The 25,977-nt window shown below is 65.3% G+C and carries 19 protein-coding genes and 1 pseudogene; 11 read left to right on the forward strand and 9 right to left on the reverse strand.

What is annotated here, in order from left to right:
• Positions 1 to 11: 11 nt before the first annotated feature.
• The 7 genes and pseudogenes from ACCQ00_RS06540 (at position 12) to ACCQ00_RS06570 (ending at position 8,410) form a co-directional block, all read left to right on the forward strand.
• A complete protein-coding gene (locus ACCQ00_RS06540) occupies positions 12 to 2,336 on the forward strand; it encodes a tetratricopeptide repeat protein (RefSeq protein WP_039569650.1) in 2,325 nt (774 codons plus the stop codon).
• A gap of 655 nt (positions 2,337 to 2,991) precedes the next feature.
• Positions 2,992 to 3,834 carry an STAS domain-containing protein gene (locus ACCQ00_RS06545; protein WP_017159688.1) on the forward strand — a complete coding sequence of 281 codons (843 nt, stop codon included), beginning with the start codon at positions 2,992 to 2,994 and terminating at the stop codon, positions 3,832 to 3,834.
• Between the two features lies 1 nt (position 3,835).
• Complete coding sequence (locus ACCQ00_RS06550) at positions 3,836 to 4,198, forward strand: STAS domain-containing protein (protein WP_003484273.1); 363 nt, start codon at positions 3,836 to 3,838, stop codon at positions 4,196 to 4,198.
• Positions 4,195 to 4,592: pseudogene (locus ACCQ00_RS06555) on the forward strand (ATP-binding protein). Before ACCQ00_RS06550 ends, ACCQ00_RS06555 begins: the two are co-directional and overlap by 4 nt.
• A 2-nt stretch (positions 4,593 to 4,594) precedes the next feature.
• Complete coding sequence (locus ACCQ00_RS06560) at positions 4,595 to 5,593, forward strand: ATP-binding protein (protein ID WP_080948874.1); 999 nt, start codon at positions 4,595 to 4,597, stop codon at positions 5,591 to 5,593.
• Positions 5,590 to 6,465, forward strand: coding sequence for a sensor histidine kinase (locus ACCQ00_RS06565; protein ID WP_039569656.1), 876 nt, complete (start codon positions 5,590 to 5,592; stop codon positions 6,463 to 6,465). The genes ACCQ00_RS06560 and ACCQ00_RS06565 overlap by 4 nt, the downstream gene beginning before the upstream one ends.
• The gene (locus ACCQ00_RS06570; protein ID WP_039583397.1) at positions 6,455 to 8,410 is read left to right on the forward strand and encodes a response regulator; all 1,956 of its coding nucleotides are present in this window, start codon (positions 6,455 to 6,457) and stop codon (positions 8,408 to 8,410) included. Before ACCQ00_RS06565 ends, ACCQ00_RS06570 begins: the two co-directional genes overlap by 11 nt.
• 93 nt (positions 8,411 to 8,503) lie before the next feature.
• Here the strand turns inward: ACCQ00_RS06570 and ACCQ00_RS06575 are convergent, their stop codons facing one another.
• Entirely contained in the window at positions 8,504 to 10,210 is a 1,707-nt protein-coding gene (locus ACCQ00_RS06575; protein WP_039569661.1) for a glycoside hydrolase family 43 protein, read from the reverse strand.
• A gap of 236 nt (positions 10,211 to 10,446) precedes the next feature.
• Here ACCQ00_RS06575 and ACCQ00_RS06580 point away from each other — a divergent pair, with 236 nt between their 5' ends.
• A complete protein-coding gene (locus ACCQ00_RS06580; protein WP_039569662.1) occupies positions 10,447 to 12,816 on the forward strand; it encodes a TonB-dependent receptor in 2,370 nt (789 codons plus the stop codon).
• A gap of 106 nt (positions 12,817 to 12,922) precedes the next feature.
• Here the strand turns inward: ACCQ00_RS06580 and trxC are convergent, their stop codons facing one another.
• From trxC to ACCQ00_RS06610, 6 genes are all read right to left on the reverse strand, one after another.
• Positions 12,923 to 13,369 carry a thioredoxin TrxC gene (gene trxC / locus ACCQ00_RS06585; protein ID WP_039569664.1) on the reverse strand — a complete coding sequence of 149 codons (447 nt, stop codon included), beginning with the start codon at positions 13,367 to 13,369 and terminating at the stop codon, positions 12,923 to 12,925.
• A 173-nt stretch (positions 13,370 to 13,542) separates the two neighbouring features.
• On the reverse strand, positions 13,543 to 13,908 hold the full coding sequence (locus tag ACCQ00_RS06590; protein WP_039569667.1) for a DUF1428 domain-containing protein: 366 nt from the start codon (positions 13,906 to 13,908) through the stop codon (positions 13,543 to 13,545).
• A gap of 361 nt (positions 13,909 to 14,269) precedes the next feature.
• The gene (locus ACCQ00_RS06595; protein WP_017158000.1) at positions 14,270 to 15,400 is read right to left on the reverse strand and encodes a hybrid sensor histidine kinase/response regulator; all 1,131 of its coding nucleotides are present in this window, start codon (positions 15,398 to 15,400) and stop codon (positions 14,270 to 14,272) included.
• Positions 15,397 to 15,981 (reverse strand): chemotaxis protein CheB, encoded by a 585-nt coding sequence (locus tag ACCQ00_RS06600; RefSeq protein ID WP_039569670.1) that lies wholly within the window; start codon positions 15,979 to 15,981, stop codon positions 15,397 to 15,399. The genes ACCQ00_RS06595 and ACCQ00_RS06600 overlap by 4 nt, the downstream gene beginning before the upstream one ends.
• On the reverse strand, positions 15,978 to 16,826 hold the full coding sequence (locus tag ACCQ00_RS06605) for a CheR family methyltransferase (protein ID WP_017158002.1): 849 nt from the start codon (positions 16,824 to 16,826) through the stop codon (positions 15,978 to 15,980). Before ACCQ00_RS06605 ends, ACCQ00_RS06600 begins: the two co-directional genes overlap by 4 nt.
• Entirely contained in the window at positions 16,799 to 19,972 is a 3,174-nt protein-coding gene (locus ACCQ00_RS06610) for a response regulator (protein ID WP_039569671.1), read from the reverse strand. Before ACCQ00_RS06610 ends, ACCQ00_RS06605 begins: the two co-directional genes overlap by 28 nt.
• A 159-nt stretch (positions 19,973 to 20,131) precedes the next feature.
• Here ACCQ00_RS06610 and ACCQ00_RS06615 point away from each other — a divergent pair, with 159 nt between their 5' ends.
• Positions 20,132 to 21,295 carry a two-component system sensor histidine kinase NtrB gene (locus tag ACCQ00_RS06615; RefSeq protein ID WP_039569673.1) on the forward strand — a complete coding sequence of 388 codons (1,164 nt, stop codon included), beginning with the start codon at positions 20,132 to 20,134 and terminating at the stop codon, positions 21,293 to 21,295.
• Entirely contained in the window at positions 21,288 to 21,656 is a 369-nt protein-coding gene (locus ACCQ00_RS06620; RefSeq protein ID WP_372354087.1) for a response regulator, read from the forward strand. Before ACCQ00_RS06615 ends, ACCQ00_RS06620 begins: the two co-directional genes overlap by 8 nt.
• Before the next feature lie 227 nt (positions 21,657 to 21,883).
• Here the strand turns inward: ACCQ00_RS06620 and ACCQ00_RS06625 are convergent, their stop codons facing one another.
• Positions 21,884 to 23,467, reverse strand: coding sequence for an alpha-N-arabinofuranosidase (locus ACCQ00_RS06625; RefSeq protein ID WP_039569674.1), 1,584 nt, complete (start codon positions 23,465 to 23,467; stop codon positions 21,884 to 21,886).
• A gap of 237 nt (positions 23,468 to 23,704) precedes the next feature.
• Between ACCQ00_RS06625 and ACCQ00_RS06630 the strand changes: the two genes are divergently transcribed.
• A complete protein-coding gene (locus tag ACCQ00_RS06630; protein WP_017158008.1) occupies positions 23,705 to 24,754 on the forward strand; it encodes an aldose epimerase family protein in 1,050 nt (349 codons plus the stop codon).
• Positions 24,755 to 25,029: 275 nt separating this feature from the next.
• Here ACCQ00_RS06630 and ACCQ00_RS06635 read toward each other — a convergent pair whose 3' ends face one another.
• The gene (locus ACCQ00_RS06635; protein WP_017158009.1) at positions 25,030 to 25,821 is read right to left on the reverse strand and encodes a cytochrome C assembly family protein; all 792 of its coding nucleotides are present in this window, start codon (positions 25,819 to 25,821) and stop codon (positions 25,030 to 25,032) included.
• Positions 25,822 to 25,977: the final 156 nt, after the last annotated feature.

Below are 25,977 nucleotides of genomic sequence, written 5' to 3' on the forward strand. Positions count from 1 at the left end.
GGAGCGGCACGATGGAAATCTGGAACTGGGTAGAAAAGCTGCAGGACGATCTGGGCGAAGCCGGGCAGCCGCAAAATGCGCAGCTGTTGACGCGGCTGACCGACCACATCTGCGATCTGCAGATCGACCGTGCCGAGGCCTTGTTGCCGGAGGCGCGTGCGCTGGGCAAGACGCTGGCCAACCCGTGGTTGGAGGTGTTCGTCGGGCATTGGGAAATGCGTAACCGGGTCGGCAACCTGTGCGAAGGCGAGCGTGCGCTGGGCGATGCGGTGGCGCTGTTCGAGCGTGCGCATCGCGCCGACGCAGTGGAGTGCCCGCAATCGGTCTGCGTGACCCAGGATCTGGCCGCGTGTTATGCCAACATCGATGGCCCGGGCTGGGTGGAAGAACGCATCGAGGTGTGCGACGAAACCCTGGGCCGCATCGACCCGAGCTGGTCGTGTTACCAGTGCCTGAGCTGCGAAAAAGCCGATGCATTGCTCGATGACGGGCGTGGTGAGGCGGCGCTGCAGTATCTGGAGCAGCAGTCGCAGACCATCCTGGCGCATGGCGGCGAAATCTACGACGGCGTGCCGGACATGCGCATCTCGATCCTGCTTGCGCTTGGGCGTGCGCAGGAAGCGCTGGCGCTGGTGGAACAGCGCGAACGCGACGCCGCGCGCGAAGGCGTCGAGTGGGCCAATTGCAGCCAGCCGCGGCGCCTGCAGAAAGCGCGCGCATTGGCGCTGTTGCAGCGCGATGACGAGGCCATGGAAGCGCTGCTGCCATGGCGCGAGATTGCGCCGCGGTATCGCCTGCACTGGCTGCGCGCGGTGGCGGTGCTGGTGACGCGCGCGCCCGAGCGCAATAGCTGGGACCTGGGCAGCCGCGTGCAGCAGATGCTCGACCATTACGCGCAGGTTGGCGCGTATCGCATCCTGATCGAAGCGGCCGAGCTTGCGATCGGGCTGGCACTGCAACGCGGCGCGGTGTGGACCGCGCAGCGGCATCTGGCGCTTGCGCGCGCGCATCTGCCCAAGCTGCGCCACGACCGCGGCGCAACGCAGTTGCTGGATGGTCTGTCCGCGCGCATCGATGCAGCGCCTGCGGGCGAGACTGCGCCGGTACCGGCCGAACACCTGCTGGAATGGTTGAACGCGCAAGGCGAGGATGTGGTGCGCAATCCCGAGCGCGAAGCGCAGTGGCTGCTGCAGGCCGTTGCGCAGTGCCCGGACGATGCCGAACTTGTCGATACCACCGCATCGGCCTTGAGCGCCTGTGCGGCCGACGAAGAAGCGATCGCACTGCTGTGGTCGTTCGTGCAGCGGCATGCCGATCGCGAAACCAGCCCCACGTTCCGCCTGATGAATCTGTTGCTCGGCCGCGGCGACGAAGCAGGTCTGCGCCGTTTGGTGCAGCTGTATCGCCCACAGGTGCCGGTGGCGGCGTTGTGGTGCGAGGCGCAGCTGGCGCAGCGGTTGGCCGATTGGCCGGCGCTGGAGCAGGCCTGCACCGCACTGTTGCAGCTGTCGCCCGGCTCGCATGGTGCGCGTGGGTTGCTGGCGCGCATGTATCTCAACACCGGCCGGTTTGCCGAGGCCGCCGCGGTCTATCGGCAACTGACCGAACTGCTCGAGGAGCCGCGCTCTGCGCATTGGGACCACATGACGGCCGCCAGCGCGGCGCAGGATTGGGACGCGGTGCGGGCCTCTGCGCAGGCGATCGGCATGGAGCTGAGCAACACCAGCGGCGTGGTCGAAGAAGCGTGGGGCTGGGTCATCGTGCGCTGCATCGACGACGGCGAAGCGGTGGAGTATTACGCGCGCCGTACCGGCCCGGTCACTGCACGCATCGTCGAAAACGCGCCTGCACATCGGCGCCAGCATGTCGGCGACTGGGTGGTGTTCGACGCAGAACTGTTGTATCCGCCGCCGGAAGACGAGGCTGAGCGCGAGCGTTTCGTGCCGACCTACGCGCAGGTGCATGTGCTGCAGGCCGGCGGTTATGCGAACAGCTGGCTGGTGGATGGCGTGCATCCCGGCGAAGACGCCATCAATGCGTTGCGCGAGGAGATCGAAGCGCGTGGCTGGACGCTGTGGCTGCACAGTCGCGACGACTATCGGTTGATCGACCCGGAAGACCCGGACAGCTTCGATCCGGAACAGGCCGGTTCGGGGTTGCCCGGGGTGCTCTTCACCGTGGCCTTGCCGGAAGCGGTTGCGCCGCTCGAACTGCATCGCGCCTTGCTCGCAGCGACAGCGCAGTGGCCGCACGCGATGTGCTGGCTGCGGCTTGCCGAAGCCTGCGGCCAGGATCCGCAGCCGCATTTGGACGCAGTGGAGCGCTACGGGCTATAAGGCAGCGATCGGCGTGATTGGATGGCAGGTGTCGCCGGGGTTGGGATGGACATTGGCGATCGTGGCGTGCGTTCGAGCGCCACGCTGGATGCGCGGCGCTGCATCCGGCGTCGAGAGCACGCGCATGGCTCTTCCACAACGCGGTGGCATTCGTGCCGGCACGCCCTCTCGCGTCTGACATGCCGCCACACCGGCGGCGATGACGCAAGTGCAGGCCCTGCGCGCAAGCGCAAGGCGCAGCGCTCTGCCACGGTCGCTTCTGCGGCGTTTGGTCCGGTTTGGTGTCCATCGTGCCGAGGAAGCTTGCCATGGCCCTGGCAATGCCGATCGGGACGCATTGCCGCAGGCTCATGACGCAGTGACGTGCCGTTGATCGGCCATCGCCAGGGCTGAGGGCGATGGCACGCTGCGGGTGGGGTTTTACCTTGCACGCGCAATGGCGCAGCGCATTTCCGCAGGCGTGGACCGGCGCACGTTCGGCGTGTGCGTCGCAATGTCACACTGCACGCGTGGGCCGGATGACTGCTACAGGTTGGCTCGCTGGTTGGCCAATCTGAATTGCTTTATTCTGCTGCGCATCGGCGTGGGGGCGCCGCGTCGGTCGGGCGCAGTCCAGCCCGCATGCCCAACCTCTTTTCTTTTGGTGGGTGATCTCATGGTGGCATTGCAGCAGCGCTCGATCGATGCGATTGGTGGCCAGGAACACGCGTTGTTGGCTGCGTGGTTGGAGTCCAGCCTGGGCAACGATGCGCGTCTTTCGCGGCAGGAGTTCGAAGCGCAGGCCGGCGAATTCCTGCGCTTGCTGGTGGCCTCGTTGAAGCACGACGGTAGCAGCCTGGACAGTGCCGAATGGAGCGAGGTGCGTCGCTTCCTGGAAAATCTCTCGCGCGACCGCGCCACGCGCGGTTTCGATTCGCAGGAAACCGCCAACTTCATCTTTTCGCTCAAGCGCGTGTTGTTTGCGCTGGTGCAGCGCGAATACGCCAGTAGCCCGGACGAACTGGGCAAGCAGTTGTGGGCGTTATCGGAATTGCTCGACCGCCTGGGCTTGTACACCGTGAAGGTTTTCCAGAAAACCCGCGAAGACATCATCGTGCGTCAGCAGGAAGAGATGCTGGAGCTGTCCACCCCGGTGGTGAAGCTGTGGGAGGGCGTGCTGGCGCTGCCGATGATCGGTACACTGGATTCGCAGCGCACCCAGGTGGTGATGGAATCGCTGTTGCAGCGCATTGTCGACACCGGCTCGGAAATCGCCATCATCGACATCACCGGCGTGCCCACCGTGGACACCCTGGTGGCGCAGCATCTGCTCAAGACCGTGACCGCGATCCGGCTGATGGGGGCCGACGCCATCATCAGCGGCGTGCGCCCGCAGATTGCGCAGACCATCGTGCATCTGGGCCTGGACCTGCAGGGGATCGTGACCAAGGCCAACCTGGCCGATGCCTTGGCGCTGGCGCTCAAGCGCACCGGCGTTGCCGTCAGCAAGGCAGACTGACATGGAGCGTATTCCGATCCTGCGGATGGGCCATCTGTTGCTGGTCACCATCCAGGTCGACATGCACGACCAACTGGCGCTGCAACTGCAAGACGACCTGTCCGAGAAGATCAGCGCCACCTCTGCGCGTGGCGTGTTGATCGACATTTCCGCGCTGGATATCGTCGACTCGTTCATCGGTCGCATGATCAGCACCATTTCCGGGCTGGCGACGCTGATGGGTGCGCAAACCGTGGTGGTGGGCATGCAGCCGGCGGTGGCGATCACCCTGGTGGAGTTGGGGCTGACCTTGCCGTCGGTGCGCACCGCGCTCGATGTCGAGCGCGGCATGCGACTGCTGCAACAACCCGATGCGGCTCCATGACGGCCGGCTCGCAGCCGGTGCGCACCGAGCAGGACGTGGTGCTGGCGCGGCAGACCGTGCGCAAGCTGGTAGTGCAGTGCGGGCTGCGCCTGGTTGATCAGACCAAGCTGGTCACTGCGGCCAGCGAGCTGGCGCGCAATACCGTGATCTACGGTGGGGGTGGCGACATGGACTGGGCATTGGTCGAAAGCGGCATCCGCAAGGGTGTGTGCAGCTGACGTTCCGCGACCAGGGCCCGGGCATTGCAGACCTGGAACTTGCGCTGACCGACGGCTGGACCTCCGGCAATGGCCTGGGGCTGGGATTGTCCGGCAGCCGGCGGCTGGTGGACGATTTCGTGCTCGATAGCGCAGCCGGCAAGGGCACCCGCATCACCATCACCAAATGGAAGTAACCATGACCGGCGCGCTCACCCAGGTGATCCGCGTCGAAGAGGGTACCCAGGTGGGGCAGGTGCGTCGCGAAGCGGTGGCGCTTGCACAGGCCTGCGGTTTCGATGAGGACGGCTGTGGGCGCGTGGCCTTGGTGGCGACCGAGTTGTGCACCAACTTGCTCAACCATGCCGGTGGCGGGCAGATGCAGCTGTGCAGCGTTGCCGGCCGCGATGGCCTGGGCATCGAGCTGTGCACGCTCGATCAGGGGCGCGGATTCGTGCTGGCCGATTGCCTGCCGGACGGGTACTCCACCGGCAGCACGCCTGGCAATGGCCTGGGCACGGTACAGCGACATGCCGCTTTGCTGGATGCCTATTCCGATGCGCGGGGGGCCGTGGTCCTGGCACGCGTGTATGCCGATGCCGAGAGCACGCCCGATCTGCCCTACGGCGCGCTGCGTATGCCGCTGCAGAACGAAACGGTGTGCGGCGATGGCTGGCATTTGGTGATCGAGGCGCAACGGGTGACCGTGAGCATGATCGACGGCCTGGGCCACGGAGCCGGCGCGGCCGATGCAGCCGATGCCGGCACGCGCGCTGCGGCAGCGGCCCGTGGCGAGCCGGGCGCACGCATCGCGCGCCTGCATGCCGGCATGAGCGGCACGCGCGGCGGTGCGGCGGCGGTCATGCAGTTCGATGCCGGCAGCGGCCAGGTGCGCTTTGCCGGGGTGGGCAACATCGTCGCTTCGTTGTGCGATGGCGATGGTGTGCGCGGCATGCCCTCGCACCCGGGCATCGTCGGGGTCCAGTTCCGCAAGGCGCAACCGTTCGACTTTCCACACGCCGCCGGCAAGTTGCTCATCATGCACAGCGACGGCCTGCAATCGCGCTGGACCTTGCGCGATCACCCGGGCCTGCTGTCGCGCCATCCACGCATCATTGCCGCGGTGCTGGCACGCGATTACGCGCGCGGCCGCGACGATTGCTGCGTGTTCGTCATGCGCTTAGGAGGCATGCAATGAATTCGACCACCGAGATGCCGGCAGCCGAGGCGATGGCTGAACTTGAAAGCTTGCGTCAGCAGAACCAGGCCTTGCGCGAAGAGCTGGAAGAAACCAACCAGGGCGTGCTGGCCTTGTATGCCGAGCTCGACCAGCAGGCCGAACAGCTGCGCGAGGTGTCCGAACTCAAGAGCCGCTTCCTGTCGTACATGAGTCACGAGTTCCGTACCCCGCTAGGCTCGATCCTGAGCATCACCCGGCTGCTGGAGGATGGCATGGACGGGCCGCTCAATGCCGAGCAGCTCAAGCAGGTGCGCTTTGTCAGCGGTTCGGCGCGCGAGCTCACCGAGATGGTGGACGACCTGCTGGACCTGGCCAAGATCGAGGCCGGGCGCATCACCATTTCGCCGGGCTGGTTCGACCTGATGGACCTGTTCGCGGCGCTGCGCGGCATGTTCCGTCCGCTCACCGATGTGGGCAGTACCACGCTGATCTTCGAGGATCCGCCGGTGCTGCCGCTGCTCTATACCGACGACAAGAAGCTGGCGCAGATCCTGCGCAATTTCATTTCCAACGCGCTCAAGTTCACCCCGCAGGGGCAGGTGCGCGTGTTCGCGCAGCTGGAAGGCGACAGCCATGTACGCTTTGGCGTGCAGGACACAGGCATCGGCATTGCGGCCGAGCTTCACGAGGCCTTGTTCGAAGATTTCGTACAGGTGGACTCGCCGCTGCAAAAACGCCTGACCGGCACCGGCCTGGGGTTGTCGATCTGCAAACGGTTCGCCGAATTGCTGGGCGGCCGGGTGGGGATCAACAGCGTGGTCGGGCAGGGTTCCGAATTTTACGTGGTGCTGCCGGTGACGCTGGCAGCGGAGGAGACACGTGGGCAGTAAGCACCACATTCTGGTCGTCGACGACAATGCGGTGACGCGTTATTCGGTGCGGCGCGTGCTCGAACACCATCAGTTCGTGGTCGAAGAAGCCGGCACCGGGACCGAGGGTCTTGCCAAACTGGCCGCGCAGACGTTTTCTGCGGTGGTGCTGGACGTCAACCTGCCGGACATGAGCGGCTTCGATATCGTGCGGACGCTGCGTGCCGAGCCGCGCACCGCGTTGCTGCCGGTGGTGCATGTCTCGGCGGCCTCGATCGCCACCGGCGACATGATCACCGGACTGGATGCCGGTGCCGATGCCTACCTGATCCATCCGGTCGACCCCAACGTGTTGCTGGCCACGTTGCGCACGCTGTTGCGCGCACGCCGTGCCGAGGAGGCGTTGCGGATCAGCGAGGCGCGTTTCCGCGAGATCTTCGAACACATCAGCGCACCGATTGCGGTCGTGGACGCCAACCTGCACATGCACCAGGCCAATGCCGCGTTCCAGCGCCTGATCGGTAGCGCCACGCCCGGCGCCGCGATCCGCGCCGCCGGGTTGGATCAGGCCGCCGCCGTCCACGCACTGACCACAGCGTTGGCGCAACGCGAGCGCTGGAGCGGCACCTTGTCGCTGCTGCGCGATGGCAAGCTCTGCGAAACCGAATGGCGGGTGTCGCCCTACCGCGAGCCGGATCTGGGGCTGTTGCTGGTGGAAGACGTTACCGAGCAGCGCCTGCGCGAGCGCGAACAGCGCCAGGAACTGGATACCGCCACCAGCGAGCTCGCGCATCAGATCGCGCAGCGCCAGCACACCGAAATCCAGTTGCTGCAGGCGCAGAAGATGGAAGCGCTGGGCAAGCTCACCGGTGGCATCGCGCACGACTTCAACAACCTGCTGACCAGCATCATTTCCGGGTTGGACATGATCCAGCTCGCAGTGGAGTCCAACCGCATCGAACGGGTGCCGCGCCTGGCCGAAATCGCCACCGGCTCTGCGCACCGCGCCGCTGCGCTGACCCAACGCATGCTCGCGTTCGCACGCAAGCAATCGCTGGACGCGCAGCCGTTCGACGTCAACACCCGTGTGCGTTCGCTGGAAGACATGCTGCAGCGCTCGATCGGCGAAAACATTGCGCTGGAGCTGGACCTTGCCTCCACGCCGCTGGTGGCCGTTGCCGATGCCAACCAGCTCGAAAACGTGGTGCTCAACCTGGTCATCAATGCGCGCGATGCCTTGAAAGGGCAGGGCACCATCCGCATCCAGAGTGCGGCCTACACCGCGCACAACGACCCGGAACTGGACGATGGCGACTATGTGGCGGTGAAGGTGATCGACAACGGGAGCGGGATCGAGCCGGCCATTCTCGACCAGGTGTTCGAGCCGTTTTTCACCACCAAACCCATCGGCGAAGGCACCGGTCTTGGCCTGTCGATGACCTACGGGTTCGCACGTCAATCCGGCGGCACCGCGCGCATCACCAGCGAGGTGGGGCATGGCACCACGGTGGCGCTCCTGCTGCCGCGCGGGCTCTCGGCCAACGAGATGCTGCCGGCACCGCCGCCCAGCGCGCCGCGCACGCGCAACGAGCGCATCTTGCTGGTGGACGACACCGATGTGGTGCGCATGATGGTGAGCGAAGTGCTCGGCGATGCCGGCTACCAGGTCATCGAAGCCGAGGATGCCAATGGCGCGCTGGAACACTTGCGCACCGAGGTGCACATCGATCTGGTGGTTTCCGATGTCGGCCTGCCCGGCATGAACGGGCGCGACATGGCCGATGTGGCGCGCACGCTACGCCCGGGCCTGCCGATCCTGTTCATTACCGGCTACGCCGAAAACGCGGTCACGCGGCAGGAATTTCTGGCAGAGGGCATGGCCTTGCTGCCCAAGCCTTTCAGCCTCAACGATCTGCTCAACACGGTGGGGCAGATGCTCGACAGCAGCGTCCTGGCGCGGGCGTAGGGCGTTAAGGCGGCCCCAAACGCACATGCGTGGCTGCGGGGTGGGCGCGGCCGGTGCCCGGACCACGCATGCAGCGCCGTTCCTGCACGCCGCTCAGCGCGCATACGCGTACGGCCCGAACGTGGCACCGAGAAAGCCACCGGCCGACTCGGTGCTGAGCACGCTTGCATCGCCTTGTTCGAGCAGCGTCTGCCACTGCCCCTGGCCGACGGCGTAATCCACGTGCACGCGTGCGGCATCCAGCGCAACGCGCAGTTTCACCGGTTGCGTGGCATCGGGCAGTGGCGCGCGTGCCAGTTCGGTGCCGGTGCCGGGCTGCTGCGGTCCGGCGCGGCGATACAGCACCACCGCAGCGCCGCTGGCCTCGCGCACCAGCATTGCTGCCAGGAAATTGCTCTCCTTGGCTACGATCGCAAGACCGGCCTGTTCGCCCGGTGCCAGCGCGCTGCCATCCACGCTGGCGACCAAGGTGGCGTGATGATGCTGCAGGCGATGACCCAGATAGGCCGGCTGACCACGTCCGATATCGCCTAGCGCAATCTTGGCCGGGGTCACGCGCAAGCCTTGCGCGCCGGGCTGATACCACGACGTCGTTGGTGGGTGGATGGTCATCCATTGCATCGGCACGCGCGCATCCCCGAAGCGCTCGCTCCACTGCATCGGCCCGGTGGTCGGCAGGGCCTGCGTGCCCGCCGGCAAGGGTGGGCGCGCAGCCACCGCAGGGACCGCGGCGCCGTGCGGCAGCACCACCGGCCATCCATCGCGCCACTGCACCGGCAACAGGAAGGTTTCCCGGCCCACGTTGTAGTGATTGCCCCGGTAAGGGCGCGTCGCGAGAAATACCGCCCACCATGTGCCGTCCTTGAGTTCGACGAACTGCGCATGCCCGGCCGAGGTGATCGGCGCAGTGCGCAATGGGTCCAGGTCGCGTTGGGTGAGGACCGGATTGCCGCTCCAGGTTTCGTATGGCCCGGTGATCTGGCGGCTGCGGTAGATCATCTGCGCATGCTGCTCGCCGGTGCCGCCTTCGGCCGCGGTGAGGTAGTAGTAGCCATCGCGGCGGAACAGGTGCGGGCCTTCGATGTGTTCGGGATTGGTCGCCGGCTTGAAGCCGGAATCCACGATCACCTGCCGGGTGCCGACCAACTTCATGCTGGCCAGATCCAGCTGCTGCAGCCAGATGGCGCGGTGCCCGTCGTAGCGCATCTTGCCAGCCGGCACGTCGTTGTTGACCAGCCAGGCGCTGCCATCGTCATCGAAAAACAGCGAGGGGTCGATGCCCTTGGCGTCCAGCCAGATCGGATCGGACCATGGCCCGGCCGGATCGGTGGCGGTGATCAGGAAATTGCCGCCATCGCAGTAGAAACAGGTATTGGCGATATAGAAGGTGCCGGCGTGGTAGCTGATGCTGGCGGCAAACAGACCGCGGGTCAGTTCGTCATTGCCGTAGTCGATCTGGGTTGCACGGTCGATCGCGTTGCCGATCTGGTTCCAGTGCACCAGGTCGCTGCTCTTGAAGACCGGCAGGCCGGGGAAGTAGCCGAAACTGGAATTGACCAGGTAAAAATCGTCGCCGACCCGCACCGCCGATGGGTCCGGATGGAAACCGGCCACGACCGGATTGCGGTACTGCGCGGCGGTTGGCGCCGGGCCGCCATCGTCGCCCTGGTACTCGATCTGCGTGATCAACGCGGTGCCGGCATGCGCCAGCTGACAGCTCACTGCGGCCAGCAGGCCGGTCAACCATGCGAGTCGTTTCAAGAGATCCCCTTGTGCCATGCCCTGGCGCAACGCCAGCAAGACACCAGCATGACAGCACGCAAGGCGGCGTGGCATGACGTTTTGCGATGCCAGCGCTGCGTGGTGGCATGCCTCCATGCGTGTAGCGGAGTGGGTGGATCGGGTGTTGCCACTTCGCTGCAACATTGCTGACATATCGTGCGCGCGGCGCCACGCGGCGCCGTCATCAGGCGTGCCGTGCCAAACGGCTTCGACGCTGTGTCATCACCTCGCTTCACTACTTAGGATCAATCCGCATGTCGTTGTACTCGCCTGTCCTTCCGTCGCCGGTGTCCGCTCGTGCACAGGTCGCTGCGCGCCGCCGCGCCGCCGTGCAGCGCACGCCGCTCGCACGTGCCTGCGCCGGCCTGTTGCTTGCCTCGTTGGCGGCAACCGCGTCTGCGCAGCAAGCGCCGGCGGCCCAGGGCGAAGCCAGCCCGACCGCGCTGGACACGGTCACCGTCACCGCCGAGCACCGCGAGCAGAACCTGCAGGACGTGCCGGTCTCGGTTGGCGTGGTGCAGGGCGCAGCGATGCGCGACTTCACCGCCGGTGGCGATGACACGCTGCTGGCGCTTTCCGGCCGCGTGCCGGGCTTCTATGCCGAAACCACCACCGGGCGCATCTTCCCGCGTTTCTATATCCGTGGCCTGGGCAATATCGATTTCTACCTGGGTGCCTCGCAGCCGGTGTCCATCATCCAGGACGATGTGGTGCTGGAGCATGTCGTGCTCAAATCCAATCCGGTCTATGACGTGGATCAGGTCGAAGTGCTGCGTGGCCCGCAAGGCACGCTGTTCGGCCGCAACACCACCGCCGGCATCGTCAAGTTCGATACGGTCAAGCCCGGCGACACCTACACCGGCCGCGTCAATGCCAGCTACGGCAGCTACAACACGCTCTCGCTGGATGGCGGCTTCGGTGGCCCCATCAACGACGTGCTGTCGTTCCGCGTATCGGCGTTGTACCAGCACCGCGACGATTGGGTGGACAACACCTTTGCCGGCAGCAGCGCCGATGGCACGCGCACGCCGCGCAAGGACGCGATGGGCGGCTACAACGACCGCAATGCGCGCCTGCAGTTGCTGCTCAAGCCCAACGATGCGTTTTCGCTGCTGGGCTCGGTGCACACGCGCGACTATGACGGCACCTCCACCTTGTTCCTGCGCAACGCGATCACGCGTGGCAGCGACAAGGTGGACGTGCCGCGCGACCGCGTGGCCTACGACGAGGGGCACGACAACCCGCAGGCGTATCGAACCGATGGCGGCTCGCTCAAGGCGATTTACGACTTCGGTGGCGTGTCGCTGACCTCCATCACCGCCTACGAAACCACTTCCGGCTACAGCCGTGGCGACACCGATGGCGGTGCTGCCGCCAATTACCCGGTCAATGGCGTGCCGAACGGCTTTGGCCAGTCGATGGGACAGATCCGCGACCTGGATCAGTACACGCAGGAATTACGCCTGGCCAGCGAAGGCGACCAGGCCCTGCAGTGGCAGGTGGGCGCGTTCTACTTCGACGGCCGCGACACCACCGATTTCTACCAGCGTGCCTATTTCCTGCAGACCGCCGCGCGCAACCCGAATAACTGGGTGCGCCTGCGCAATACCAATACCTCGTGGGCGGGCTTCGGGCAGCTCAGTTACAAAGCCACCGACGCGCTGACGCTGACCGCCGGCATCCGCCAGACCAGGGACAGCAAGGAAACCCGTCTGCTCAAGACCGCCGATACCGCGGCCGGGGTGGTGACCTACCGCGGCCGCCGCGATGTGCGCATGTCCGACACCCAGCCCAGCTGGGATCTGAGCGCGATGTATGAGATCGACCCGCAGCTGAGCGTGTATGCGCGCGTGGCGCGCGGTTTCCGCGGCCCCACCATCCAGGGCCGCAGCGCGGTGTTCAATTCCGATTTCACCACTGCCGATTCGGAAACCATCCTGTCCTGGGAAGCGGGCATCAAGAGCAGCCTGTTCGAGAACCGCCTGCGCCTGAATGTCAGCGGATTCACCTACACGGTCGACGATATCCAGCTCAACGGCAACGACTCGGACGGCAATGGCGTGCTGTTCAATGCCGACAAGGCCAAGGCCTACGGCATGGAAGCGGATCTGGACTGGCGCCCGATTTCCAACCTGTCGATCACCGCCGGCCTGAGCCTGTTGCACAGCGAAATCCACGACAAACGCGTCTATGCGCAGGCCTGCGCGCTCAATGGCGTGGTGGTGTGCACCGTCAACGACCCGACCATCCGCGTCGGTGCCAACACCTTCGCCCAGATCGACGGCAACCCGCTGCCCAACGCGCCCAAGTACAACCTCAACCTGGCCGCGCGCTACGACATCCCGGTGGGCAACGACGGCGCGTTCTTCGTGTCCACCGACTGGAACAAGCAGGGCCAGACCAGCTTCGTGCTGTACGACTCCACCGAATTCCGCTCCGACGGCAATTTCGAAGGTGGCCTAAAGCTGGGTTACACCGGTGGCTACGGTGCATGGGAAGTGGCGGCGTTCGCGCGCAACATCACCAACGAAAAGAACCTCAAGGGCGTGATCGAAAACTACATGGCCGCGGTCTACAACGAGCCGCGTGTGGTTGGGGTGTCGGTCAACGTCAACTGGCAGTAACGGGTTGATCGTCTGATCGCAGTCTCTGCGGCGTCTGCGCCGCAGTGATGTTTCCTGCAGGTGGAGAGGCCAGCTGAGTGCATGCGCAGCTGGCCTTCGGCTTGCGTCACCGCTTGCTCAGGACAGAGCGCACCCAGTTGACGATTTGCGCGCTGCTCACCGCACCGGAATGACGGCCCAGTTCCTGCCCACCCTGGATGACCAGCAAGGTGGGAATGCTGCGGATGCCAAAGCGCGTACCCAGTGCCGGATGCAGGTCGGTATCCACCTTGGCCAGGCGCACCTGCGGTTCCAATGCTGCGGCAGCTGCGGCAAATTGCGGCGCCATGCTCAGGCATGGCCCGCACCAAGGCGCCCAGAAGTCCACCACCAGCGGCAGTGCACTGCGTAGCGCATGCTTGTCGAAATCTGCAGCCGACAAGGCCACCGGCGTCCCCAGGAACAGCGGCCGATGGCAGCTGCCGCAGTTGGGTGCATCGCGCAGGCGCGTAGGCGCAATGCGGTTCATCGCAGCGCAACTCGGGCAGGCGATCAGCAGTGGTGCGTCGGTCATGTGGGTCTCCAGTCGGCGGTACTGCCTGCGCTGTCTCCTGCCATCGCTGGCCGCGCATGCTGCATGCGCCCAGTGTAGCGATCACCACAAAAGATTCCGTGCCCACTGCCAGCGGCAACACCAGCATGCGCAGGCCTGGCCAACGTCCTGCGGGCCGCCGTGCGCTGCAACGCTCAAGCCGATTGGCCCAACGCTACGATCGGCACGAAGCCACCGTAGACCATGCGCTTGCCGTCGAATGGCATCGGATTGACCGACGGGTCCATGCGTGGGTCTTCCATCATCTTGCGCATGCCCTCATCGCGGGTGGCCTTGTCCGGCCATTCGATCCAGGAAAACACCACCGTCTCTTCGGCGGTGGCATCGACTGCGCGATAGAAATCGGTCCATTGCCCCGGTTGGACATCGTCACCCCAGCACTCCACCACACGCAGCGCGCCGTATTCCATGATGACCGCATCGCCCATGCGGGCATGCGCGATGAACGCGTCTTTGTTGGCTGTAGGGACGGCAAGTACAAAACCATCGATATACGACATAACCACCTCCGCAGGTGGGATGCACGGTGTGCACCCGAGGATGACCAAGGAATGTCTGGTACGACCAACAACCGGAGAGCAGTGGGGCAGGAGCGTGCGTCCAGCGCGCTGGCCGCACGAGCATACGGTGCATGGTGCGCGACGGCACTGCTTGAGTTGGCTGTCACCCGGGCAGCCAGGCGCTCTGCCAATGCCCTGGCTGTCGGGCTCGCTGGCGCGGGGCGGCGGATCTGTCGTGGGCCGATCGATGGCAGCGCACTGCTAGCCTCTTGCTGGAGGCCGCGGCAATGCATCGGCCAAGATGCGTTGGTCGTACATCTGCGTGCGCACCGGCACTGCAGTTGCCGGCAAAGTGCCGCGGTCAGGCGGCCAGGTTGTGGCGGCGCAGTCGTGCTTCGAAGACCACGTCGCCGTCCTCGTTGCGCGCCTGCAGCGTGCCGCCGTGAGCCTTGACGAACTGGTCGGCGATGAACAGGCCCAGTCCCAATCCCTGGCTGGCATGGAAGCTGGCCTTGAACGGCTCGAACAGACGCGGCATCAGGCTGTCGGGAATGCTGCCGGCGTTGCGCACCGACAGGCGCAGGGTGTCGTGTTCGCGTCCATCCAGATGCACCTGCACCGGATGGCGTCCGCCATGCAGGACGGCGTTGCCGACCAGATTGGACACGACCTGCGCCAACCGGTCGCCATCGCCATCGCCATCCAGGTCGCCCTCGGTGCGCAGGTCGATGGTGGTGTGCGGATTGGCCTGCGCCACTTCGCCCACCACGCTATGCACCACCTCGCCCAGGTTGCACGGGCCGAACTGCATCGGCAAACCATCGGTGCGCAGGCGCGAAAAATCCAGCAATTGCTCGACCATGCGCGACATGCGGTGCGCGCTGTTTTCCAGGTGTTCCAGCGTGCGCGCCGCCGAGCTGTCGGCATCGACATCCAGGCCGAGTTTGTCGGCGCATAACAGGATCACCGACAGCGGTGTGCGCAGGTCGTGGGTGAGCACGGCCATCATGGTCTCGTTGAGCGTGAGCGCGCGTTCGAGCGAGGCATTTCTCGCCTTGAGCAGCCGCCGCTGCTGGTACAACTCGATGAACACGTTGACCTTGCTCAGGATGACGTGCGGCTCGATCGGCTTGTGCAGAAAATCCACGGCGCCGGTTTCGTAACCCTGGAAAGCGCGCATCGGATCGTTCGGCGAGGCGGTCAGGAAAATGATCGGCACGTGCCGGGTGCGCTGCGAACCGCGCATCAGTTCCGCCAGCGAAAAGCCGTCCATTTCCGGCATGTGCACATCCAGCAGCGCCAATGCCACGTCGTGTTCGAGCAGCAGTTCCAGCGCCTGCGCACCGGAGGCTGCGCACAGCACGCGGATGCCGTCGCGTTGCAGCAACGCTTCCATGGCCACCAGATTCTGCGGCACATCGTCCACGATCAGGATCTTGGTCGATTCTGAGTCGTCGCTGCTTGCAGCCAGGCCGGTCGCGGTGAGGTTCATGCGTGAAAAGCTTCCAGTCGGGTGCAGATGGCTTGCAGGGTCAGCACCGCATCGGCGCCGGCGTGGGCCAGAGCAGAGGCGGGCATCAGCGAGGCGGCGGCGTCATCCGGGCGCTGGATCCAGGCGGTACCGCCCACCGCACGCACCGCGGCCACCCCGGCGCTGCCGTCGCTGCTGGCACCGGTGAGCAGGATCGCCAGCAGGCGTTCGCCAAAGACATCGGCAGCCGATTCGAACAGCAGGTCGATCGCCGGGCGCGAAAACAGCACCGGCGCCTCCATCGACAACGCCAGGCTATCGCGGGTTTCCACCAGCAGGTGGTAGTCGGGCGGGGCGATGGTGACGGTACCGGACAGCAGCGGTTGCTTGTCGTCGGCCTCGCGCACCGGCAACGCGCAGCGCGCATCCAGCAGCTCGGCGACATGACTGGGGCGGTCGCGCGGCAGATGCAGCACGACCAGCACCGGCATCGGCAGATCTGCTGGCAGCCCGGACAACAACGCCTGCAGGGCCATCACCCCACCGGCGGAGGCACCGATCACGATCGCATCGAAATGCTGGGCTGCAGACGCGCGGCTCATGCGGCCTTCCGATACAGCCGCTGCTCGCGCGCGCAGGCTTCGAAGGCCTGCGCATGCGCACCGAACTGCAGCGACTCCTTGCTGCCCAACCCGAGAAATCCGCGATGCACCAATGCGTCGTAGAACAGCCCCACCGCACGATCCTGCAAGCTGCGGTTGAAATAGATCAGCACGTTACGGCACGACACCAGGTGGACTTCGGAAAACACCGTGTCGGTGGCCAAGCTGTGATCGGCGAACACGATATTGCGTTTCAGGCGGCGGTCGAACACTGCACCGTCGTAAGCGGTGGTGTAGTAGTCCGACAGCGAGGTGCGGCCACCGGCGTCCAGATAATTGCGGCTGAACTGCGCAATACGATCGATGCCATAGGCGCCGGCTTCGGCCATGCCCAGCGCTTCGGGGTTGATGTCGGTGGCGTAGATCACCGCCCTTTCCAGCAGGCCTTCTTCGTGCAGCAGGATGGCCAGGGACCAGACTTCTTCACCGGTACTGCAACCTGCCACCCAGAGCTTGATCGAGGGATAGGTACGCAATACCGGCACCGCATGCTCGCGCAGGACGCGGAAATAAGCCGGGTCGCGGAACATCTCCGAGACCTGCACGGTGAAGAACTGCATGGCCTGCGCAAAGGTGTCCGGCTCGTGCAGCAGACGGTGCTGCAGATCGGCCACCCGCACGCAGTCGAAACGCGCCATCGCATGACGCATGCGCCGCCGCAACGACGAGACCGCATAGTCGCGGAAGTCGTAGTGATAGCGCTGGAAGACCGCTTCCAGCAGCACGCGCAGTTCCAGGTCGAACAGCTCCACCGGGTTCATTGCCGCGAGCACCAGACGCGGCACAGCGAGACCAGCTTGTCCACGTCGATGGGCTTGGCGATGTAGTCGTTGGCGCCGGCTTCCAGGCAACGTTCGCGGTCGTCGGCCATGGCCTTGGCGGTCAGCGCGATGATGGGCAGATCCTGCCATTGACGGTTCGCTCGGATCTGCCGCATCGCGGTGATGCCATCCATCTCCGGCATCATGATGTCCATCAGGACCAGGTCCACTTCGTGCTTGGCCAGGTGCTCCAGCGCCTCGCGGCCATTGCGTGCGATCTGCAGCGTGACGCCCAGCGGTTCGAGCACGCTGGAGAGCGCGAAGATGTTGCGCACATCGTCTTCGGCCAGCAACACGGTGGCGCCGTCCAGCACCGCGTCGCGGCGGCGTGCTTCGCGCAGCAGGCGCTGCTGATCGCTGGGCAACGAGGCTTCCACGCTGTGCAGGAACAGCGTCACCTCGTCGAGCAGGCGTTCCGGCGAGCGCACGCCCTTGATGATGATGCTCTTGGAATACCGGCGCAGGCCCTGCTCTTCGTCGCGGGTCAGCGCGCGCCCGGTGTAGACGATCACGGGCGGAAAAGCGACCGCATCGTTGCCGGCCATGCGTTCGAGCAGGTCGTAGCCGCTGCCGTCGGGCAAGGCCAGATCGGTGACCATGCAATCGAATGTCGAGCCTGCCAGCTGGTCCATCGCCTCGGCAATGCTGCCGACCGCGACGATGTCCAGCTGGTCGCGCGCCAGCAGCAGTTGCAGGTTCGCGCGCAATGCGCTGTCGTCTTCGACGATCAGCAAACGACGGACTGCGCGTGCGTTGGTTTCTTCCAGCTGGCGGATCGCCCCGGCCAGCAGTTCGCGCGTGGCCGGCTTGATCAGGTAGCCGACCGCACCAAGCTCCAGCGCGATCTGGCTGCGTTCCAACGCCGACACCACGTGGACAGGTACGTGGCGTGTGGCCGGATCGCGCTTGAGGCGCTCGAGCACGCTCAGGCCCGATGCATCCGGCAAGCCGATGTCGAGCAGGATGCCGCTGGGGCGCAGCTCGGCGGCCAGGCGCAGGGCCTCTTCTGCGTTGGGGGCCACCACGCAATCGAAGTCCAGTTCGTGGGCCAGTTCCACCAGCGCTTGCGCAAAGCGGGTGTCGTCTTCCACCGCCAGGATCAGCCGGCCGGGGCGGCTGCGTTGGTTGCGATCGTCGTCGGCCCGCTGGATCGGTGCAGCATTGGGCGATGCGATCGGCACCGGCATCGTGTGGGCCACGGCACCACCGGATGCGCCGGATTGCGCACCCAGCGCGCTGCCGTTGCGTTGTTGCACGTGGGCTCCAGAGGCCGGGGCTGCGGCTACCACGGGGTTCGCAGCTGCATTGGCAGGGCCAAGCACTTCCGCAGGTGCGCCATCGGTCGGCAATTCCAGCGTAAAGCAGCTGCCGCGCCCCGGTTCGCTGTCCACACTGATGCTGCCGCCCATGCGTTGCGCCAGGTCGCGCGAAATCGACAAACCCAAACCGGTACCGCCATAGCGGCGGCGCGTGCTGCCATCGGCCTGACGGAACGCTTCGAAGATCACCTCGCTCTGTTCGCGCGCGATGCCGATGCCGGTATCGGTCACCGCGAAGCGCACACGGCCAGGCGCATGCGCCTGGACCGTCAAGCCGACCTTGCCGTGTTCGGTGAACTTGATGGCGTTGGCCAACAGGTTCTTGAGGATCTGCTGCAGGCGCTGATTGTCGACGACCAACTGTGCCGGCGCACCGGCAGCTGCCGTGATCTCCAATGCCAGGCCCTTCTGTCGCGCCAGCGGTTCGAAGGTTTCGCGCAGGCGTTGCAGCACCGAGCCGGTGACGACCGTTTCGTCGGCCAACTCCACGTGCCCGGCTTCGATCTTGGACAGGTCCAGGATGTCGTTGATCAGCGCCAGCAGGTCGTTGTTGGACGACAGGATCGCCTGCGCATACTTCACCTGCTCGGCGCTGAGCGTGCCGTCCTTGTTGTCGGCCAGCAGCTTGGCCAGGATCAAGGCGCTGTTGAGCGGCGTGCGCAACTCGTGCGACATGTTGGCCAGAAATTCCGACTTGTAGCGCGAGGCAGTGGACAATTCGTTGCTATTGCGCACCAGCTGATTCTGCGCGATCAACAAGGCCTGCTTCTGCACTTCCAGTGCCTGGGTGCGCTCTTCCAGCTGCACGTTGGTCTGTTCTAGTTCTGCCTGCTGCACTTCCAGGTCGCTTTGCGACTGCTGCAGGCTACGGCTCTGTTCTTCGAGTTCCTCGTTGGCCACGCGCAGCTCTTCCTGCTGGGTCTGCAGTTCCTCGCTCTGTCGCTGGGTTTCTTCCAGCAAGGCCACCAGTTGCGCGCGCAGCAATGCGGTGCGCAGTGCCAGGCCGATGTTCTCGCCGCAGCGTGCCAGCAGTTCTTCTTCGCGCGAGCCGGCGGTGCGTGGGTCGGTCACGCGCCCGAGCTCGATGATGCCGATCACCCGGTCGTCGGCAGTGATCGGCGCCAGCAGCAACTCCTGGCAGCTGCTCTGGCCCAGCCCGGAGGCAATCTGCAGATGACCGGCGTCCATTCCGCGGATGCGACGCACTGTGCCACGTTGCAGCACCTCGCCGAGCTGGCCGGCAGAGGTCGGCAGCGTCTGCGGCAGATCGGGCGGCAATGCCGCACCACCCGTGAGTCGCAGACGGTCGCCCTCGATGCGATAGAGCGCACCGACCTGCGCATCCAGCGTCTGGCACAGTGCGCGCACCGCCGCGTCGGCCAGCTCCTGCGGCGCCTGATCGCCGCGCAAACTGGCCTCGACCGTGTTTTCTGCCTGCTGCAGCCACAGTGCCAATTCGGCCTGCCGGCGTGCGCGGATCGCCTGCATCACCACCAACGCCATTGCCAGGAACGACACGCCGCCAATGCTGCGATTGACCGAGGAAAAACTCGAATTCGTGCTCGGTGGCGCGAGCTGAAAACCAATCGCAAGCAAGACACACGACAGCACGCCCACGATGAGCGGCACCTGCGGGCGGTTCTGAAACACGGTCACGCCCACTGCCACGAAGTAGGTCAGCCACACCGCATACCCCAGCGGAGTCACCAGTTCCATGCCCAGCGTTCCAGCCATCAAGGCCCCCGCGATGACCCAAATCCAGCGGTCGCGTGTGGTCGAGATGGTTTGCATAAGGTGCGTGGACCGAACTGGAAGGGCGGTCATGGTAGCCGATAACTTTCACGCACAAATCGCCGGGAATTTGACGCTTTTTGCTGCCGGGTTAGCTTGCACGCAGCCTTCACGCCGCTATCAATATGGTCCCGCGCTTTTCCGGAGAATCATCGCGCGATGGATGCGGAAACGGCCGTCGACAGCGCAGGGCCGCTTTCTTACGACAGCCGGCAGTGTCAGCTGTTGATACAGAGCGTGTCCGATTACGCGATCTACATGCTCGATATCGGTGGGCATATTCGCAGCTGGAATCCCGGCGGCGAGCGCATCAAGGGCTACAGCGCAAGCGAGGTCTTAGGCACGCATTTCTCTCGGTTCTACCTGCCCGAGGATGCGCAACGCGACGAACCCGGTCGCAATCTGGAAATCGCCAAGCGGGAAGGGCGCTTCGCTGCCGAAGGTTGGCGCCTGCGCAAGGACGGCAGCCGATTCTGGGCCAGCGTGGTCATCGAGCCGGTGCTCGAATTCGGCGTATTGGTGGGGTTTGCAAAAATCACCCGCGACCTGACCGAGCGCCATGAAGCGCAGCAGTTGCTGCAACAGGCGCAGCAGGCGTTGCTGCAATCGCAGAAGGTCGAAGCCTTGGGCCGGTTGACGCTGGGCATGGCCCACGATTTCAACAACCTGCTCACGGTGATGGTGACCAGCCTGGACCTGATTGCGCTGCGCGCTGGCGATGACGCGCGCACCCGCATGCTGATCGAAGTGGCGCAAACTGCGGTGGATCGCGGCACCTTGTTGACGCGGCAACTGCTCGCGTTCGCGCGCGGGCAGCAGCTGAACCCCGAGCGCCACCCCGTCAACGACATCGTGACCCGTTCGTTGGAACTGTTGCGGCGTGCCTGCCCGCCGGGTGTGAGCTTGTCGTTGCAGTTTGCCGACGCACTGCCGCATGTGCGCGTGGACCCTGGTCAGCTGGAGGCGGCGCTGCTGAACCTGGTCTTCAACAGTTGCGATGCGATGCCCGCTGGCGGCGGCATCGTGTTGCTCACTTTTGCTGCGCAACGATCCGAACCGTCAGGCCCACAAGGTCCAAGTTGCCCGTACGTGGCCCTTGCGGTACGCGACGACGGTCCGGGGATGTCCGCGCACGTTGCACAACGCGCCAGCGAACCATTTTTCACCACCAAAGATGTCGGCAAGGGCTCTGGCCTGGGCTTGAGCCAGGTCTATGGCTTCGCATCCCAGTCCCGTGGGTTTGTCGAGCTTGAGACCGCACCTGGACGCGGCACCACCGTCACCGTGTTTCTTCCGGCCGTCGAGGAGGCCGAGCATGACTGAATCCCTTCGCCTGCTGATGGTGGAAGACCAAGAAGAACTGCGCGAATTGATCGGCGAAGCGCTGCGCGATGCAGGCATCAGCGTCGACACCGCCGATGATGGTCACAGCGCATTGCGCATGGTGCGCGACAGCGGCCCGTACGATGTGGTGTTCAGTGATATCCGCATGCCCAACGGTATGTCGGGCATTGAACTGAGCGAGCAGGTGGCGCAACTGCTGCCGCAGGCGCGCCTGATTCTGGCCTCGGGGTTTGCCAAGGCGCAGTTGCCGCCGTTGCCGGCCCAGGTCGATTTCCTGCCCAAACCCTACCGCCTGCGCCAGCTCATCGACATGCTCAAGAGCACCCCGGCCAGCGCGTAAACGTCGACCGGACGTGCGGCATCGACGGCGCTGCTAGTTGCCTCGTCGATGGCGCCTTCAATCTGGAGTGTCACGCCGGCACGGCGACGTGACCACCAGGCACATCGGCAATGCAACGATCGCGCGCCTTTTGAAGGCGCGCCCGCACGCGGCAACGCGGCGTCCACACCGCCGGCAGTGCCCGACACGTCATGCGTCTGGGCAGCCCTGCGCATTGCATCCGATCGCTATTGCAGCTTGAGCATCACGATCGAATGCGCCGGCAGCGCCACGTTCACTGCCTTGCCTTGGACGCGTGCGCCCTTGAATGCCGCCGGCGCAACGGCCTGTGGCTGCGCATAGGTGTTGTACGTGGTGATCGCCGGTGCGGTCAGGATCTGTCCCTCCACCGCACGCAGGGCCAGCCCTTCCACCTGCACGCTTACAGTCGCCGCTGCGGTCGCGTCCAGATTGGTCAGTGCGAGATACACATGGCCATCTTTCGCCCTCACCGCCGAGCCGTGCACTGCCGGCACCTGCGTGTCGCCATGACGGTACTGCGGTGTCTGCAATTGCAGCGGCAGCTGCGTGGCGTCCTGGTAGGGCTTGTAGAGCGCAAACACGTGATAGGTCGGCGTCAGCACCATCTTGTCGCCATCGGTGAGGATCATCGCCTGCAGCACATTGACCATCTGCGCGATGTTGGCCATGCGCACGCGCTCGGCATGCCGGCTGAAGATGTCGAAGTTGAGGGAGGCCACCAGCGCGTCGCGCAGGCTGTTTTGCTGCTGCAGGAAACCGGGGTTGGTGCCGGGCAATGGCGCATACCAGGTGCCCCATTCGTCCACGACCAGGGCCACTTTCTTGGCCGGGTCGTACTTGTCCATGATCGCGCTGTGCTTGGTGATCAGCTCGTCCATCACCAACGTGCGCGACAATGTCTGGATCCACCCGGCTTCGTCGAACGTGGTCGAAGACGCGCGCGGCGGCCAGCCACCGGGAATGGTGTAGTAATGCATGCTCAGCCCATCCATGAACCTGGTGGCCTCGCGCATCATCACCTCGGTCCAGTGATAGTCGTCGTCGCTTGGGCCGGGCGCGATCTTGAGAATCTTCTGGTTGGCTGGCGACTTGACGAAGGTCTGGTAGCGGCGAAACACATCGGCTGCGTATTCCACGCGCATGTTGCCGCCGCAGCCCCACAGCTCGTTGCCCACGCCGAAGTAGGGGACCTGCCAGGGCGCATCGCGGCCATTGGTGCGGCGCTCATTGGCCAGGCTCGAGCGTGTCGGCGCGGTCATGTATTCGGTCCACTGCGCAATCTCCTCCGGCGCAGCATCGCCCACGTTGCCGGCGACATAGGCCTGGGTGCCGAGCAATTCGGTGAAGTCCATGAACTCGTGCGTGCCGAAACGGTTGGACTCCTCCACACCGCCCCAGTGCGTGTTGACTCGGATCGGGCGCTTGGCCGGCGTGCCGACGCCATCGCGCCAGTGGTACTCGTCGGCGAAGCAGCCTCCGGGCCAGCGGATGTTGGGCACGGCGATGGCTTTCAGTGCGGCGACCACGTCGTTGCGATAGCCACGCGTATTGGGAATCGGCGACTGCTCGCCCACCCACACGCCACCATAGATGCCGGTGCCCAGATGCTCGGCGAATTGGCCGAACAGTTGCCGCGACACCTGCGCGCCGGGCTGGTCCACGCGCAAGGTGCCGCTGACCTTGACCTCGGCAGCGAAGGCGGCCGGCACGCTGGCGAGCGAGGCGGCGACGAAAACGGCGTTCAACAGCTGCCTGCGCGATGCCTGCAATGCGGGGGAAATCCACTGCATCGGGTCGGTGCTCCTGTGCTGGTCGATGGTCGGGTGGGTGCTGCTGCGATGGGAAATGCGCGGCTAGCGTAGTGCCGGTGGCCGTTCTTTGTATTGCTGCAGCGCGAGCACTGCAGGCGAGCGCGGCAGTCGCTTCGCCGCCGCAATCGTCTCGCCGGCCAGGATGTGCGCAGCAGCATGGTCGGCAGCCACCGCATGCGGCTATGCTCCCGGGCTATCTCATCGGCAGGACGATCCATGCAGCGAGTGTTCGGGCAGTTGCCAGACGGTGTCGAGATCCACGCACTCACGTTACGCAGCGAGGCTGGTCTGCAGGCGGAGGTGCTCACCTATGGCGGCATCCTGCATACGCTGCAGTTGACGACCGCTCAGGGTGTGGTGCCGCTGGTGCTGAACCTGCCGGATCTACCCGCCTATGCTGCCGATGGCGACAGCCTCAACATTCTGGTGGGCCGCTTCGGCAACCGCATCGCCGGTGCGCGTTACACCCTGGACGGCGTCACCCACATGCTGGCCGCCAATGAAGGGCGTAACCAACTGCACGGCGGGCTGCGCGGTTTCGGGCGACGGGTGTGGAGCGTGCTGGAGCAGGCGCCGGACCAGGTGCTGCTGGGCTACGACTCGCCCGATGGCGAAGAGGGCTACCCCGGCAATCTGCAGGTGCGTGCGCGCCTGCGGCTTAACGGGTGGAGCCTGCAGCTGGACTTCGAAGCGCACTGCGATGCCGCGACTGCGTTGAACCTCACCCATCACCCGTATTTCAACCTGTCCGGCGACCCGCAGCTGCGTGCCGCAGCGCAGGTGCTGCGCGTGCCGGCCGATCGCTACCTGCCGGTGGATGCCGAGTCGATCCCCACGGGCCAGATCGCATCGGTGACCGGTACCCCATTCGATTTCCGCCAGCCTGCCGCGCTGGCCGACAACACCGACCCGGCACATCCGCAGATCGTCCTCGGCAAGGGCTATGACCAGTGTCTGGTGCTGGCCGCCGACGCGGACTGCGTTGCCGAGCTGTACTCCCCGCACAGCGGGGTGGCACTGCGCATCGGCAGCGATGCCCCGGCGGTGCAGGTGTACGAAGGCCAGCATCTGGACGCCCACCATCCCGGACTGGGGCGTGGCGTCTGCCTGGAGCCGCAGGACTATCCGGACGCCCCCAACCATCCCAACTTCCCGTCGACCATCCTGCGGCCGGGCCAGACCTACCGCCGCAGTATCAGCTATCGCTTTGCCCATGCTGGGCCGGACCAGCCGTGGGACGCTGTACGCGCCGCGCTGGATGCGTGAGAGATTTGATTTCAGCGCTGAGGAGTTAGCCGGGCTGCGTCGTGCGGGAGCGACCCGGCGCCGCTGATCGCAGCGTCAGTTCTGACCGTGCGCATCCTTCAGTTGCCGTAAGCCTGGGTTGCCAACGACCTGGCGTGGCCGAACCCGTAGCACGCCGCACAAGATCGATCCATGCGCGCGCGGTCGGGGCACCAGCCAGGATGTGCGCAATCCAGGCGATCGCATTTCGCCGTACGCGATTTTGAATCTGAGACGCTGGGCTAGGCCAACCGCGCTCAACGCGGCCCCAGCACCAGCTCGATGACGAACTTGCTGCCGAAGAACGACAGCACCAGCAGCACCATCGCGGTCAGCGTCCAATGCACCGCCTTGGTGCCGCGCCAGCCGTTGCGCCAGCGGCCGATCAGCAGCGCACCGAACACGATCCACGACAGGATGCTCAGCACGGTCTTTTGCAACAGCCGCTGCGCCAGGAAGTCCTGTACGAACAACAGCCCGGTCAGCAGGGTCAGGCTCAACAGCACAAAGCCCACCGTGATCGTGCGGAACAGCAGCGTTTCCAGCTCGGTCAGCGGTGGCAGCGCGCGCAGCCAGCTGTGGAAATCGCGCCGCCGCAATGCGCGTTCCTGCAGCCACAGCATGATTGCCAGCAGCGCCGCGATGCCCAGCGTGGCGTAGGCCAGCAAGGCCAGCCACGCGTGCAATTCCAGTCGCCAGCCCAGATCCGAGCTGGGTTCGTGGCCGTAAGCGTGGTAGCTGGCCAGCAGGATCGCCGACAGCGGGAACACCACCACGCCCACCGCCGCCATCCGCCCGCGGCCGCCGAACACCGCCGTCAGCGCAGCCATGCCCAGCCCGCACAACGACAGTGCCGCGAAGAAATGCATGTCCGGCCCGCCGGCGGTGCGCACGGCCACCAGCACGTGGTAACCGGCGTGCAACGCCACTGCAGCCAATGCGGGCGCCAGCCAGCGCGCAGGCGATTGGTTGCCATCGCGCAACACTGCCCGGGTGAGCAGCGCCGTGGCCAGCAGGTATAGGGCGAACGCGATGAGAACGATTGTCATCGTGGAAGTTTCGCATGGTGGGGCCGGGATTGGGGAATCGGGAATCGGGAATCGGGAATCGGGAATCGGGAATCGGGAATCGGGAATCGGGAATCGGGAATCGGGGAGGCCTGGGCCGTGGGTCGCTTGGGTTTTGCTGGTGGGCGGTCTCTCGTC

The sequence above is a fragment of the Xanthomonas sp. NCPPB 3761 genome, from assembly GCF_041475705.2.
Taxonomy (GTDB): Bacteria; Pseudomonadota; Gammaproteobacteria; order Xanthomonadales; family Xanthomonadaceae; genus Xanthomonas; species Xanthomonas phaseoli.

Excerpts from the sequence above, each read along its gene's own strand:
- ACCQ00_RS06540 (WP_039569650.1), top strand. The coding sequence starts at position 12 with ATGGAAATCTGGAACTGGGTAGAAAAGCTGCAGGACGATCTGGGCGAA.
- ACCQ00_RS06545 (WP_017159688.1), top strand. The coding sequence starts at position 2,992 with ATGGTGGCATTGCAGCAGCGCTCGATCGATGCGATTGGTGGCCAGGAA.
- ACCQ00_RS06550 (WP_003484273.1), top strand. The coding sequence starts at position 3,836 with ATGGAGCGTATTCCGATCCTGCGGATGGGCCATCTGTTGCTGGTCACC.
- ACCQ00_RS06560 (WP_080948874.1), top strand. The coding sequence starts at position 4,595 with ATGACCGGCGCGCTCACCCAGGTGATCCGCGTCGAAGAGGGTACCCAG.
- ACCQ00_RS06565 (WP_039569656.1), top strand. The coding sequence starts at position 5,590 with ATGAATTCGACCACCGAGATGCCGGCAGCCGAGGCGATGGCTGAACTT.
- ACCQ00_RS06580 (WP_039569662.1), top strand. The coding sequence starts at position 10,447 with ATGTCGTTGTACTCGCCTGTCCTTCCGTCGCCGGTGTCCGCTCGTGCA.
- trxC (WP_039569664.1), bottom strand. The coding sequence starts at position 13,369 with ATGACCGACGCACCACTGCTGATCGCCTGCCCGAGTTGCGCTGCGATG.
- ACCQ00_RS06590 (WP_039569667.1), bottom strand. The coding sequence starts at position 13,908 with ATGTCGTATATCGATGGTTTTGTACTTGCCGTCCCTACAGCCAACAAA.
- ACCQ00_RS06595 (WP_017158000.1), bottom strand. The coding sequence starts at position 15,400 with ATGAACCTCACCGCGACCGGCCTGGCTGCAAGCAGCGACGACTCAGAA.
- ACCQ00_RS06600 (WP_039569670.1), bottom strand. The coding sequence starts at position 15,981 with ATGAGCCGCGCGTCTGCAGCCCAGCATTTCGATGCGATCGTGATCGGT.
- ACCQ00_RS06610 (WP_039569671.1), bottom strand. The coding sequence starts at position 19,972 with ATGCAAACCATCTCGACCACACGCGACCGCTGGATTTGGGTCATCGCG.
- ACCQ00_RS06615 (WP_039569673.1), top strand. The coding sequence starts at position 20,132 with ATGGATGCGGAAACGGCCGTCGACAGCGCAGGGCCGCTTTCTTACGAC.
- ACCQ00_RS06620 (WP_372354087.1), top strand. The coding sequence starts at position 21,288 with ATGACTGAATCCCTTCGCCTGCTGATGGTGGAAGACCAAGAAGAACTG.
- ACCQ00_RS06625 (WP_039569674.1), bottom strand. The coding sequence starts at position 23,467 with ATGCAGTGGATTTCCCCCGCATTGCAGGCATCGCGCAGGCAGCTGTTG.
- ACCQ00_RS06630 (WP_017158008.1), top strand. The coding sequence starts at position 23,705 with ATGCAGCGAGTGTTCGGGCAGTTGCCAGACGGTGTCGAGATCCACGCA.
- ACCQ00_RS06635 (WP_017158009.1), bottom strand. The coding sequence starts at position 25,821 with ATGACAATCGTTCTCATCGCGTTCGCCCTATACCTGCTGGCCACGGCG.